This is a genomic window from Chlorogloeopsis sp. ULAP02 (assembly GCF_038404745.2).
GTDB lineage: Bacteria > Cyanobacteriota > Cyanobacteriia > Cyanobacteriales > Nostocaceae > Chlorogloeopsis.
This window is the reverse complement of the sequence record NZ_JAYKTT020000050.1, coordinates 1-12365: the sequence shown is the minus strand read 5'-3', so window position 1 is coordinate 12365 and position 12365 is coordinate 1. Positions and strand designations below refer to the sequence as shown.

At 41.8% G+C, this 12365-nt stretch carries 13 protein-coding genes and 1 pseudogene; 7 read left to right on the top strand and 7 right to left on the bottom strand.

Annotated features, from left to right (window positions below):
* Nucleotides 1-8: 8 nt before the first annotated feature.
* Nucleotides 9-488 carry a hypothetical protein gene (locus tag U2718_RS17775; protein WP_342001832.1) on the bottom strand — a complete coding sequence of 160 codons (480 nt, stop codon included), beginning with the start codon at nt 486-488 and terminating at the stop codon, nt 9-11.
* Nucleotides 489-799: 311 nt separating this feature from the next.
* On the opposite strand from U2718_RS17775, the gene U2718_RS17770 reads away from it, so the two are divergent.
* Nucleotides 800-2005 carry an RNA-guided endonuclease TnpB family protein gene (locus tag U2718_RS17770; protein ID WP_342001834.1) on the top strand — a complete coding sequence of 402 codons (1206 nt, stop codon included), beginning with the start codon at nt 800-802 and terminating at the stop codon, nt 2003-2005.
* 5 nt (nt 2006-2010) lie between these two features.
* On the opposite strand, the gene U2718_RS17765 is transcribed toward U2718_RS17770, so the two are convergent.
* The 3 genes from U2718_RS17765 to U2718_RS17755 form a co-directional block, all read right to left on the bottom strand.
* A complete protein-coding gene (locus U2718_RS17765; protein WP_342001836.1) occupies nt 2011-3252 on the bottom strand; it encodes a hypothetical protein in 1242 nt (413 codons plus the stop codon).
* A gap of 122 nt (nt 3253-3374) precedes the next feature.
* The gene (locus U2718_RS17760) at nt 3375-3794 is read right to left on the bottom strand and encodes a 3'-5' exonuclease (RefSeq protein WP_342001838.1); all 420 of its coding nucleotides are present in this window, start codon (nt 3792-3794) and stop codon (nt 3375-3377) included.
* A gap of 176 nt (nt 3795-3970) precedes the next feature.
* Nucleotides 3971-5218, bottom strand: a complete 1248-nt coding sequence (locus U2718_RS17755; RefSeq protein WP_342001840.1) for a helix-turn-helix transcriptional regulator — start codon at nt 5216-5218, stop codon at nt 3971-3973.
* Between the two features lie 13 nt (nt 5219-5231).
* Here U2718_RS17755 and U2718_RS17750 point away from each other — a divergent pair.
* The 4 genes and pseudogenes from U2718_RS17750 to U2718_RS17735 form a co-directional block, all read left to right on the top strand.
* A pseudogene (locus tag U2718_RS17750) lies at nt 5232-6944 on the top strand (peptidase domain-containing ABC transporter); the annotation flags it as partial.
* Between the two features lie 7 nt (nt 6945-6951).
* Complete coding sequence (locus U2718_RS17745) at nt 6952-7257, top strand: biotin/lipoyl-binding protein (protein ID WP_342001842.1); 306 nt, start codon at nt 6952-6954, stop codon at nt 7255-7257.
* Nucleotides 7258-7397: 140 nt separating this feature from the next.
* The gene (locus U2718_RS17740; protein ID WP_411813321.1) at nt 7398-7898 is read left to right on the top strand and encodes a tannase/feruloyl esterase family alpha/beta hydrolase; all 501 of its coding nucleotides are present in this window, start codon (nt 7398-7400) and stop codon (nt 7896-7898) included.
* A gap of 158 nt (nt 7899-8056) precedes the next feature.
* A complete protein-coding gene (locus U2718_RS17735) occupies nt 8057-8629 on the top strand; it encodes a PadR family transcriptional regulator (protein ID WP_342001844.1) in 573 nt (190 codons plus the stop codon).
* A 16-nt stretch (nt 8630-8645) separates the two neighbouring features.
* Here the strand turns inward: U2718_RS17735 and U2718_RS17730 are convergent, their stop codons facing one another.
* On the bottom strand, nt 8646-9065 hold the full coding sequence (locus U2718_RS17730) for a hypothetical protein (protein ID WP_342001845.1): 420 nt from the start codon (nt 9063-9065) through the stop codon (nt 8646-8648).
* Between the two features lie 353 nt (nt 9066-9418).
* Nucleotides 9419-10375: an AraC family transcriptional regulator gene (locus U2718_RS17725; RefSeq protein WP_342001847.1), complete on the bottom strand. Its 957-nt coding sequence runs from the start codon at nt 10373-10375 to the stop codon at nt 9419-9421.
* A gap of 283 nt (nt 10376-10658) precedes the next feature.
* Between U2718_RS17725 and U2718_RS17720 the strand changes: the two genes are divergently transcribed.
* A complete protein-coding gene (locus U2718_RS17720) occupies nt 10659-11075 on the top strand; it encodes a DsrE/DsrF/DrsH-like family protein (RefSeq protein ID WP_342001848.1) in 417 nt (138 codons plus the stop codon).
* Nucleotides 11075-11200: a hypothetical protein gene (locus U2718_RS17715; RefSeq protein ID WP_342001849.1), complete on the top strand. Its 126-nt coding sequence runs from the start codon at nt 11075-11077 to the stop codon at nt 11198-11200. Before U2718_RS17720 ends, U2718_RS17715 begins: the two co-directional genes overlap by 1 nt.
* 344 nt (nt 11201-11544) lie before the next feature.
* On the opposite strand, the gene U2718_RS17710 is transcribed toward U2718_RS17715, so the two are convergent.
* Nucleotides 11545-12066 carry a GNAT family N-acetyltransferase gene (locus tag U2718_RS17710; RefSeq protein ID WP_342001851.1) on the bottom strand — a complete coding sequence of 174 codons (522 nt, stop codon included), beginning with the start codon at nt 12064-12066 and terminating at the stop codon, nt 11545-11547.
* Nucleotides 12067-12365: the final 299 nt, after the last annotated feature.

Below are 12365 nucleotides of genomic sequence, written 5' to 3'. Positions count from 1 at the left end.
TCAAGTAGTCAAATAATTTGGCAACCGAGAACACTAATCTCTGATAAAGGAAGAGTATATTGAATAAATTTTTTAACTTTTTTGGTTTTAGTATTTCTCCTTTTTGGTTTAATGGTAACAGGGTTGTTTGGTTCTGGAACTTCGTAACATTGGGGGAGTTCTAGAGAGAGTTGACCTGTTAAGTGCCATGATGCACTTCGTTTTTCTGGTGGGGTAATGCGATAAGAAAACTCAGCTGTTTTCCTGGGGTCGCCAGACTTTCTTAGTTTGATCCACATGTTGTAGCTGATAATTCCTTGGATGTAAGTTTTTGGGTCTAATATTACTGGGTTTGTGTTTTCCCACCACTCAATTTGAACTACGCGATCGCCATCTAATTCGTAGATAGTTCTAACTCTGGCATTAGGATGAGAGGACAGGAATGAGTTTACCCAAGCCCTTTGCTTTTTATTAAGCCTGGGCTTGCGAGAAGAGGATTTATTTTTCATTAGTTACAGATAAATCAGAATTTATGAATTTGAAAAACCTTCATATTTATTAGTTTTGAGATTTACCTAAAATCTCAACTTTGTTCATTTAGCTTGAACAGCAAGAAGCCTCTCACTTACCGCGATAGCGGAAGTGATGAGACAGATACTTTGCTCAAGTCGGGAAACCCGCCCACGCAAGTGTCCTCATGAATTGCGCGTGAGTTGACGACAATCTTCCGACCAATGCTGAAAGCGAGGGAGGAAGATAGGTCGGAAACGAGCAAAATATTGTGTTATGATGTTTTATAGCAAATAGATTTCACTCTAAGATGCTCAAGGTTGTCAAAGTCAGATTATATCCAGATGCCCAACAACAGCAGTCACTAGCACAAGCTTTTGGTAGTTGTCGTTGGCTTTGGAATTACTGTCTGAATTTGATGAACCAAACATACAAAGAGACAGGCAAGGGGTTGTCTGGATACGCAGTAAAAAAGATAATTCCTCAGTTGAAGAAAGAGCATGAGTGGTTAACACTAACTTACTCACAATGCTTGCAACAGGTTTGTTTGAATTTGGGAGTAGCTTTTAATAACTTTTTTGAGAAACGAGCTAAATACCCTAGATTCAAATCTAAACATGGTAAGCAGTCAATACAATATTCTCAAAATGTCAAAGTTGCTGATAATTATGTAACCCTCCCAAAAATAGGAGATGTAACAGCAATTATCCATAGACAGATTGAGGGGAAAATCAAAACTGTAACTATATCCAAGAACTGTTCTAACCAATACTTTGCGGCTATTCTATTTGACGATGGTAAAGACAAGCCAGAATCAAACACAGATGGCAAGGCAATAGGTATTGATTTGGGATTAACTCACTTTGCTGTTACTAGCGATGGTTCTAAGTTTGACAATCCTAGGGTACTGAACAAACATGAGAAGAATTTGAAACTTAAGCAGCAAAAGCTATCTAGAAAGCAGAAAGGTTCTCAGAATCGAATTAAATCTAGAAAAAGAGTTGCTATAGTTCATAGAAAAATAACTAACTACCGTGAAGATTTTCTACACAAGCTATCTCGTAGGATAGTCAACGAAAACCAAGTTATTGTGGTTGAAAATCTCAATGTTAAAGGCATGATGCAAAATCATTGTTTGGCTAAATCCATCCATCAAGTAGGGTGGGGAATGTTTTGCACAATGCTGAAATACAAAGCAGAAATGTCAGGGAAAATATATCAGGAAGTTGATAGATTTTTCCCTAGTTCAAAAACCTGCCATGTTTGCCTTAATCAAGTTGATAGTTTACCGCTAGACATAAGATTCTGGACTTGCGAAAACTGCCGCACAAAGCATGATAGGGATGTGAACGCAGCTATTAACCTCAGAGATGAGGGACTACGGATTTTGACCCCTGGAACGGGGGATAAAGCCTGCCGCCCAGATGTAAGTCACAGTAATAGAGGACGCAAGAAATCTACTACTGCGCTTTCTGTTGGGCAGGAAGCCTACTGTGGTAGCTTCGCGTCACTGTAGGTAGTTCACAAAAGAGATAACTGACGTTTGTTACTTTCCAGTGTTGCAGGAGCAGCTATTTTGAGAATTTCTTCTCGCCTTTTTTCAATAAGGTGAAGATAGTATTGACGTGAGTAATTCTCATTACTGCTGATATTGGTTATGCCACTAATTCCGTAATAGTAAGTGACTACATCTCCAGGTTTTCCTAGTTTGAGGATTTCTTTTTCGCCCTCTTTAATTTTGCGTGTGATTGCAAGTTTTTCTTTTGGATATTCCCTTGATAAAATCTGGGATTTGATGTGTACATAATAATCTTCTGCTGCTGATACATTTTGAATTAGCAGGGTTAAATACTCAATAGAAAACTCTTTCTCCAGTTGAGAGCGATCCCGGTTGCGCCAGTTGCCTTTAGTGATGATTTTCCCGTCTGGAAGCCATAAAAGGTAATTTTTGGTTCCCCGTTCGGGGATAAACATAGTGTCAGCGATAAACTCTAGCTTGACAGTTATCCCTTTAAGCAATTGAGATTGAAGTAAACTACGTACCTCCTCTGGATTGGGATGTGTGAAGAACACTCCATCGGTGTCAACTTCCACAGGAGTACCGCCGTGCCGAGTGATAATTTCAATCATTAGCTTGAGTACTTTTCGACTGTAGGCTGTAACTAATGCAGCAGCCTCCATATCATTGAAGGCGAGTTCAGAGGTGCCAAAGAATCCAAACTCGGAGTTAGCTAAAACCTTGATGGATTCTCTTTTTTCCTTAGCAGCAACATCTCCAGCAGATGCAAGTTGTTCCAGCCTAGATTTTTCATTCACCAAATATTGCAGAATACTTAGCCCAATACGTTCTGTATCTTTAATTGAGCAAATACCCTTGTCTAGCATTGCCCAAGGGTGCATTGAACTAATATCTGCATATCCAACCCTTCTATACAGTCCAGGAATAGAGTAAGCCATTCCTCCTTGGAATTTGTACTTGCGATCGGGTTTTGGTTTATAGCCTGGATAATGATGCTCAAATATTCGCTCCCATTTAGTACCATTACCAGCAAGTGTTAGCTGCTGGAGATTCATTTCCGGTACGATTAGTGCTTCGTAATAGTATGAGGGTACAAGTCTGTTAGCAATTAACCGGGTGTCTTCGAGATCATACACAAGATACTCTTTCAGGCGTTTCCACCCCTTACTGTTGGGGCCATCTTTCCAACAAGCAAGGATTTCCTCATAGGGAAGAATCAGCCTGGTGTTGTGGCGTAGTCCCATGTCCAATACAGCTTTTTTGAGTGACCTTCCGTTAGTTAGCTTTTTGGCTATGAAATCCCACCTGAGAACGCAGATATAAATGTCTACGTGTTGGCTATTTCGGATGAACACCTCCTGAATTTTTAGTGGCTCGCCCCGGTACGAATAGTCCGAGATTTGGATGCAACTTGAAATGGGTGTTTTATACCGTGCAAGTTGCATCGAGTAATAATAAATGGAATATCAAATGCCATCCCGTTATATGTGAAAATGACATCTGGATTTCTTTTACTGAGATGGTTGATAAATTTGGTCAGTATTTTAGCTTCTGAGATATCCATAAAAATAGTAGAATATCCCTTTGAATCCATACAACCAATAGCATAAATACGGCTTTCAAATGGGTTGATTCCCGCTGTTTCGATATCGAGAAATAATTGTGAAAGTTCTTGATACGGCTTGAGTTTGATTTTGGGCTGCCAAGGTTTTATTGGAGAGGGGTCTTTCCAATAAATGTTTAGTTTTTCTTCATCAACAACGATTCCCCCTCTAGATTTTTTCACAAAATCTCTGTGGTTATAATTCATTAATTAGAGATTTTCCTAATTCATTTTGATATTAATTTTTAACTATCAACTTAACTGCGTATGCTGCTGTGGTAGTAAATGTTTATTGATTTGATTATTTAATTAAATAAAGAAATATAGGGCTATAACTATAGTTATAACCCTCTTTAAAGTTAAGCTTGCTGTAATTGTTTTTGTTGCAGCTTTTGGACAGCTTCTACCCAAGCAGGTGCCTTTTTACCATTAATAGGTGTCAGCTTTTGCCAGTGTTCTTGTAACTGGGCTTGTGTTAAGTGGGGTAACTCTTGAACTGCTCCAATCGCTACTCTTAACATTTCGCGACTCATATCAACTGGAACATATAAAAAATTGTCACGGGGCTGAGTGTTGCCATCTTTGTTGAAGAAATCTGAGATAATACCTTTATCCTTAGTTCCCTCACCCACACCAAGACTAACGAAGTTATAGCAATTCTTATCGACTAAATGAGTAAGCTTTCTAGCATATTGAGGAAATCTTTGAATATTATTTAGCATATGGTAAGCAGGGTCATAGCAGGCATTATTCCACATTCGAGTGGGGCCTACACCACAGTAAGAATATCCAGATTGAATTCGACGATTTTCTTTGTTTTTCAAGTCAATAATAAAATCATTTAACTTATACAATGGATTTTCACCAACATAAGTTAGCAACCAATTACTTGTAAGTTCTAGCCTAGATACATTATTTACTAAATCTTCTAAATCATCTGTAAATATTGATTTACTCTCCAGCAATTCTATAATTTTTCCTACCAGGTTTTGAGAATCAGTTGATGATTCCCACTCTAAATGTTCAATGCCTTGAAGCTCTTTATGTAGAGGATGGTTAAGCGGTAAGGCTATTGATTCTTTAATGTGAATAAGTAAAAGAATTTTGTTAGGTTGAGCATTACACAACTGCTGAATCCGTTTTACTTCTTTCATAATGATGTCTGCTAATGAGTCTTTGGAAACTAGCAGCAGGAAAGAATCGTATTGCTCTAGTTCTTCGTCGCTACATTGTAACCAGTTCTCGGCTATTAGTACTACTTGTCCATCTGTCTCCAAAGCTTCATGTAATTGTTGAGCACAAGATGGTGGAGCTTGATTACTGAGATCCCTAATACTGACACTAAACTTTTGTACGGGTGGTTCGGGGTCAATAGGAGTGTCATCCAAGTCAGCAAATTTCTCCCATGATAGACCTAAAGCTTCACAGATTTTCAGAAAAATCTCCTTATCAACAGGTTTACCATGCAAGAATCTTTGGAGAGTGGATGAAGCAATTTCTACTTTTGCTGCTAGCTCTAATTGGGTTGCAAAGTGACTATGCACAAGAGCCTGTTTGACTTGTGGAATGCACTCGTTGCAAACTCTAAGGCTTCTTGGGATTGGCATGGCTCATTCTATACAAGCCATTGCAATCAATATTGCCATCGCACTGCTTTCTCTTGTCTCTCCCTTGATGATGCAACTTCTCACTGATGACGTGCTAGTGCGGGGAGATACCCAACTATTAACTGTAGTTGCAATTGGTGCAATCGCTATGAATTTATTTAGCAGTGCGATCGCTTTAGTCCAGTCTCACTTAATTGGTCACTTTGGTCAACGGCTGCAATTAGGACTAATTCTAGAATACGGACGACAACTGTTGCGCTTGCCTCTCTCATATTTTGAAGGGCGACGCAGTGGGGAAGTAGTCAGCCGTATTGCCGATGTAGATCGCATCAATGAGCTAGTTTCCGAAGTTGTCCTCGGTTTACCCAGCCAATTCTTTATCGCCTTGGTTTCCTTAGGATTTATGTTCTTCTATAGTTGGGGACTAACTTTAGCGTCTCTAGCTGCCTTTGCGATCGTCACAGGAGTCAACCTGCTGTTTCTCCCGGCTTTGCGCGCCAAAACCCGCAGTCAAATTGTTTTAGGTACAGAAAACCAAGGCTTTCTCGTCGAAACTTTTCGCGGTGTACAGGTGCTAAAAACTACCCAAGCCACACTCCAAGCTTGGCAAGAGTATCAAACAAATTACGGTCACCTGGCTAACTTGGGCTGGAGTACGATGAAACTAGGCCTTTACAGTGGCACAATCACTAGTATTTTTTCCAGCTGCACTAATATTACTTTACTTTGGTTAGGCAGTTACTTAGTAATTAATCGCACCCTAAGCATCGGTCAGTTGCTTGCCTTTAGCGGTATGAGTGGCAACTTTCTCGGCTTTTTGAGTTCAGTCATCGGCTTAGTTGATGAGTTTATCACTGTCCAGTTTGTCATCCAACGTCTGACAGAAGTGATTGATGCTACTCCAGAAGACGAAAAAGATTTCAAAAAGCCTTGGACAGAAATTCTTGGCAATGCAGATATTACTTGTACTAACCTCAATTTCCACCATGCAGGTAGAGTTGACCTACTGCAAGATTTTTCTCTCACTATCCCAGGCGGTCAAACCATTGCCCTAATTGGTAAATCCGGCTGTGGTAAAAGCACCCTAGCCAAAATAATAGCTGGCTTATATTCTCTCCAGTCTGGTAATATCCGCTATGGGATCTACAATCAGCAAGATCTCTCCTTAGAATGCTTGCGACAACAGGTAGTGTTAGTTCCTCAAGAACCTCATTTCTGGAGTCGCTCAATTATTGAAAACTTCCGCTTTAGCTATCCCCAGATTCAGTTTGAACAAATTATCAAAGCTTGCGAGATTGCTGGAGCAGATGAATCTATCAGTAAATTACCCGACAAGTATCAAACTGTTTTAGGTGAATTTGGCGCGAATCTCTCTGGTGGTTAAAAGCAGAGATTAGCGATCGCTAGAGCCATTATTACCGATCCACCCGTACTAATTTTAGATGAATCGACTGGCGCTCTCGATCCAGTCAGTGAAGCCCAAGTACTAGATAAACTGCTTTCTCACCGACGAAGTAAAACCACAATTTTAATTAGCCATCGCCCCAAAGTCATCGAGCGAGCGGATTGGATTGTACTGCTGGAGGAAGGACACTTAAAAATTCAAGGTACTCCTGAAACTCTACGGCAAGTAACTGGCGATCATTTGAAATTTCTAGACGACAGCTTGATGTTGCAATCGAGCAACTGTCACCTTAACGGTAAATCTTCTGCAATCAGCAAATAAAACTATTATGCTTAACCCTTCCAACTCAGACTACCTGCCGTCAATACAAGACAACGAGTTTCTCCCACCGATTGGTCATTGGACTACTATAAGCGCATTAGTTATTGTCTGTGCTGTAGGATTAGCCATTCCGATTGCCTCTGTGACTAAATATAAGGTGACAGTCAAAGGACAGGCTACTGTTCGCCCTGCTGGTGAATTGCGACTGGTTCAAGCTGCGATAGAAGGCCAAATAATGGATGTCTTTGTTGTAGAGAATCAAGTTGTCAAAAAAGGGGATGTCATTGCCACTATTGATCACCTAAAGTTATAAACCAAAAAAAGCCAACTGCAAAGCAATATTCAGCAGAGCCGGTTACAACTGGTTCAGATGGATGCTCTAGTTAGCGCCATCGCTCGCCAAAGGGGAGCCGAAAAAGCTACGGGAAAGGCCGCGATCGCGGTGGAAAACTCATCCTCTATCATGGGTGGGCTGATCCAGCAATTCCCCCTCAAGGCACACTAGCTTACTATCAGGCAGTTCAAGATACTATGGGTGATCTTGCCAAGGTGCAATCGTTTACCAGATTGTTTATGCTGCCTGGAGTGTATCACTGTCAAGGCGGAACCAGTCCCAGCCGCGTGGATTGGCTCACACCAATCGTTGCATGGGTTGAACAAGGCACTCCTCCAACTAAAATCATTGTTTCCCAAACGGCTGATGACTCAGCAAGCGGTGGTTTTAGCAATCCAACCGAGGGAGCAACCGGAAATAATGCAAAAATTGTCAGAACAAGACCGATATTTCCTTACCCGATGCAAGCTAGATACAACGGCAAGGGAAGCATTGACGATGCCGCAAACTTTGTAGAGGTGATGCCTTCCCAAATCCCAAATGATCGTATTGATTGGATCGGAATGATTTGTTTAAGCCTCAGTAATCTTAGAAAGTTTCTCTGTAGGACAGTAATTTGAAATTGCTTGTCTGACTGCCAGACATAAGCCGATTGTTTATGGGCAATCAACAGTTAAGCAAGTATGTAGAATTTGTGATTGTCAAATTCGATATATCGCGTTATATTTTATTTAGTTAACGATATATCGTAATGCATCAAAAACACAAGGAATCACATATGTTCAGAAAATTTCATCCACGTCATCTTGTACCAGCATGGGCTGGAGAAGGCAATCAATTTTTCATGAGTGGGCGACATGGACGTAGAGGTTCGCCTAGAGATGGTTGGGGAGATGAGCCTCGCACCCGTCGTGGGGACATCAAATTCATGCTGCTTGGGCTTCTATCTGAGCGTCCCCAGCACGGTTATGAACTGATTAAAGAACTAGAAACCCGTCGAGGAGGCTTTCACCGCCTTAGTCCAGGTTCTGTCTATCCAACGCTTCAGATGCTGGAAGAAGGTGGTTATTTGACCAGTGAGCAAGTCGATGGAAAGCGTGTTTACACGATTACAGAGAGCGGTAGACAATTCTTGAGCGATCGCAACCAGCAGGCTGATTCAAAAAACACTTATAACAGTTTTATGGAAAGCAAGCCTTCTGAATTAATTGAGTTGCGGCGTACTTTAACCCAGTTGAATGATGCTGTCACACAAATTGCACGCAGTGGTAATTTGGAGCAAGTCAATCGAGTACGCGATCTGCTTGTTCAAGTAAAGCGTGAAATTTACAAGTTTCTTGCAGAGCAGTAACACAATTGGGAGTAATTCAACTTTCTTGAAGATAGCTGGAGTTTACGTCGTTATTAACTTCATCTAGTGTCAAGTACCAAGTTTCACCCTTATACTTACCGTTGATGGGTTGACACAAAAGATATTGCGCTTTAGTAGCAACAATTTTTAGTTTCATTCCTTTGCACGGATGGCGCTGATCCGCAATCTGGATTATCTGACTGGGAGCGAAAGCAAGTGTAGGATGATTCAGTTCTTGCAACCATTTTTTCAATCTATGCCGCTGCAACTGGTTGACTCGCCGACTTGCTTCCCTCAAGACTTCTCCTGGGAATGTCTGACGTAAATCCTGCACCATCTCAGCATTCTCGCAAGTCTCCAAGCACTCAACTACATACATAATGCTGTCGATGCTAAACCACTCATCAAATGGTTCTATCGGTTGGAGGAGAGTCACATTAGCGCCATATACGGTTGTTCATGCCAGTTTAGCGCAGTAGCCGTTTTGGGTTAAGCAAATTACAAATTTCTTTGCCTTAGTGTGATCGCACCCTTTCCTCTAAGGATTTTATAGGCGATCGCTCCTCCTAATTTCCCAGCCGTATGCAAGCAGCATTATATTTGGTTACAGCCAAAGTATTTTGATAGAAGTGCGATACTTCTCACTGAGCCGCCTTAGCATTCTTAAGAATTTTGGATTAAAAAGGAATTTTATTTTTATAAACCTTTCCTAGTAATACTTTCAGCCGTTACGTGGTAGCTGGTGACAAGCTCGTCATTGTTACCTTTAGTAGGATGAAATTGCTGACACTATCCCCAGTGATGACGCCATGCCCCAGGAGGCTTTCCTGTATACCGCTTAAACGCACGATTGAAAGCGGCTTCTGACTCGTAACCTACTTGGTTGGCTATTTTAGCAATGCTCTCGTCTGTATTTTGCAAGTGGTGAGCTGCTAACTGGAGCCGCCATTGGGTGAGGTATTGCATCGGCGGTTGCCCTAGAAGTTCAGTAAAGCGGCTCGCCAAGGCTGAACGGGAAACACCAACTTGTCTGGCTAGTTCCGAAACCGTCCAGGGATGAGCAGGATCTGTATGTATCCAGTTCAGTGCCTGACCAATAATTGAATCATTCAAGGCAAGAACTCCTACCATTTGCTCTTTCGGGGAATTGTGCATATAGTTCCGCAGAATTTCAATAAACATGAGTTCCACCAATCGGGTCAATAAACACACACTTCCTGGTTGAACACAGTCTGCTTCTTGAATAATGTACTGAACACCAGTTTTCAGAAGCGGTGTAGTCAGATCTGCAAACACTTGAATGTGCATGAACCCTGGCAGACTTTTTAGGAAGGGATGCAGTAGCAGTTGCTCGCATTGTAAAAATCCGCACACTAAGCGAGTTATCTTCCCACCACCGCCATAGGTCAGGGTTGGGGGTTCTCGCCAGGGTGGAGCAGGCAACAATTCGACAATCGGCATCGGTGCTTGGTCTAGGCGATCGCCCAAAATGTGAGCATCTCCGTGCGGAAAAATAATGATATCACCAGGGGAAAGTGCTTGACAGATATCGGTTTTAGCTTTTACCCAGCAGTTACCCTCCGCAACAATGTGAAAAGGAACAATATGGGTTGTATCAGACTGGATCGTGTGCGCGAAGTTTGAGCAGGAGGGGGTTTCAATGACCCAAGGGGCAGAAAACTCTGGACGTAGGTCAATAACCCCAGAAAATCGGATGACCCGCAGTATATCCGAAAGCACATCCATAGGGTGATGGGGGCTAGTGAAAGTAACCTGGCTGTATCAGCAGGCATCGCCTGGAGGTTTAGTCAAAAATCCTAGTGTCTTAGTCATTGCATATTAATGGGAAATAGTCAAGTATGGAGTTAAAGCTATAGGCAAAGTTGGAGAAGTTCTAGAAGCCTGAGCAATTCAGGGTGACAAGCTACTGTTTAATGTTACTCAACTCTGATTGCCAGTTTTTTGCGATCTTTGCTCAGTTAATCCTGAATATTTACGATATCTGTTGACCAATCGGAGGAAAATCACCATGAAAAAGATGGCTATTGTTATTCGAGATGATGCATATGATCGGCTTTATACGCCATTGACATTTGCTTATGTTGCAGCAAAACAGGGTGTTGAAGTCAACATTTTGTTTGTGCTGTGGGCAGTGCGGGTTCTGACAGAGCAGGGCGCTAAGGCAGTCAAAATCGATCACCAGCACGCTACAGAAGAAGAGTGGTTCAAAGATAGAGTGCGGCGTGACGGTGATCCGCTTGCGATCCATGATTTCATCAAGTTGGTGAAACGGACGGGTAATGTGCATTTCTATGGATGTCAACTCGCAGCAGCCACATTCGACGTGACCGAATCACAGCTTATCCCAGAGGCAGAGGGCATTGTAGATTCGCTCTGGTTCTTGGAAGAGAAGGCGATCAAAGCAGATCATTGTCAGTATTTCTGATGTGGATCTTAGAGAAAACACATCCACAGGAATTTCGCTTTTTCCGGGTTCCCAGCCGTGTGCAAGCAGTATTGGATTTAGGTGCAGCGAAATTTATTTTGATAGAAGTGCGATCGCACTTTTAGCTTGATTATAACTATTTTCAAGTCAAACAAACATCACTAAAGACAGAGGAAAATTGGCACAAGCAAGTGGCACTGTGAAGCAATGCCTATAGATAACTACAAAATTTTAAGCAGTACTAGGAGGATTAGTTCAATTTTGAACAAGTTAGTGTTAATTTTCCTTACCCTGCAAACGTCTTTACTCCTATCATCAGTTCCTCAATTGGGAGCATCCCAAGTTTTACCTAATTATGCCAAAAGAATGTCTTCATTTAATCTAACTGACCATTGTATGTCAGTTAGGCTGTAAGAGCTAAATTACAGTATTCCACATCTTTGTATATAGTCGGTGTGCAACGGGGTTGTTAGGTATTATGGTTGAAGTGTAATACGAGATACTCCTCATCAAAATATGTACCATCAATAAATAAAGCATCACGCTCTAAGCCGAAACGCTCAAAACCCCGTGACCTATAAAGAGAGCAGGCTGCTAAATTGTTTGTAGTGACCGTGAGGACGATCTGTCGCAGACCATCAAGTCGTTGGGCATAGAATAATGCCTCATCAAGAAGCGCGGCTCCAACACCTTGCCTGCGAAACTCAGGCAAAACATACATACTCCAGAGAGAACCAATGTGAGCACGCTTCAAACGGCTCTCGCGTGAGAAGCCGAGCATACCAATAAGTCGATCTCTGTCGCCGAAAGCACCGAAAATGCCATTGGCAGAATCATCATGAGGGCGAAGTCTGGCAGCAAAGTCGGTCAAAGAAAAACAGGATTCCTGCTCATAACTGGAACCAAAAGCCGTCGGTGACTCTCTCAATGCTTGGAGACGCAGGTCACGGTAAACGACGACATCCTGGGAGTTTAGAAATCGGATTACCATTTCAAAAGCGAGAAAGGATATTTAAAATTGTTCTGGATACTGTCCAATTTTGATTGCATCACAACAAGTCTAATCACACGCTTGCCCCAAGTTTTCATTTGATGATGAAGGTAACTGAGCGGATCGCTCCCACCAAAATATGAAACCACACCGTTTTAGCAGTGTGGTGAGGTTTAGAATAGCGCTTTTGAAATAGGAGATTTATGTTTATAACGACCATCACGTCGTGTTATTGGAAACTACAAAGCCCAAATGCAACATTCCGGACAGCAACCAAAATTATTCGGTTGTTTTTATAT

Excerpts from the sequence above, each read along its gene's own strand:
- U2718_RS17775 (WP_342001832.1), bottom strand. The coding sequence starts at position 488 with ATGAAAAATAAATCCTCTTCTCGCAAGCCCAGGCTTAATAAAAAGCAA.
- U2718_RS17770 (WP_342001834.1), top strand. The coding sequence starts at position 800 with ATGCTCAAGGTTGTCAAAGTCAGATTATATCCAGATGCCCAACAACAG.
- U2718_RS17765 (WP_342001836.1), bottom strand. The coding sequence starts at position 3,252 with ATGGGACTACGCCACAACACCAGGCTGATTCTTCCCTATGAGGAAATC.
- U2718_RS17755 (WP_342001840.1), bottom strand. The coding sequence starts at position 5,218 with ATGCCAATCCCAAGAAGCCTTAGAGTTTGCAACGAGTGCATTCCACAA.
- U2718_RS17745 (WP_342001842.1), top strand. The coding sequence starts at position 6,952 with ATGCTTAACCCTTCCAACTCAGACTACCTGCCGTCAATACAAGACAAC.
- U2718_RS17735 (WP_342001844.1), top strand. The coding sequence starts at position 8,057 with ATGTTCAGAAAATTTCATCCACGTCATCTTGTACCAGCATGGGCTGGA.
- U2718_RS17725 (WP_342001847.1), bottom strand. The coding sequence starts at position 10,375 with ATGGATGTGCTTTCGGATATACTGCGGGTCATCCGATTTTCTGGGGTT.
- U2718_RS17720 (WP_342001848.1), top strand. The coding sequence starts at position 10,659 with ATGAAAAAGATGGCTATTGTTATTCGAGATGATGCATATGATCGGCTT.
- U2718_RS17715 (WP_342001849.1), top strand. The coding sequence starts at position 11,075 with ATGTGGATCTTAGAGAAAACACATCCACAGGAATTTCGCTTTTTCCGG.
- U2718_RS17710 (WP_342001851.1), bottom strand. The coding sequence starts at position 12,066 with ATGGTAATCCGATTTCTAAACTCCCAGGATGTCGTCGTTTACCGTGAC.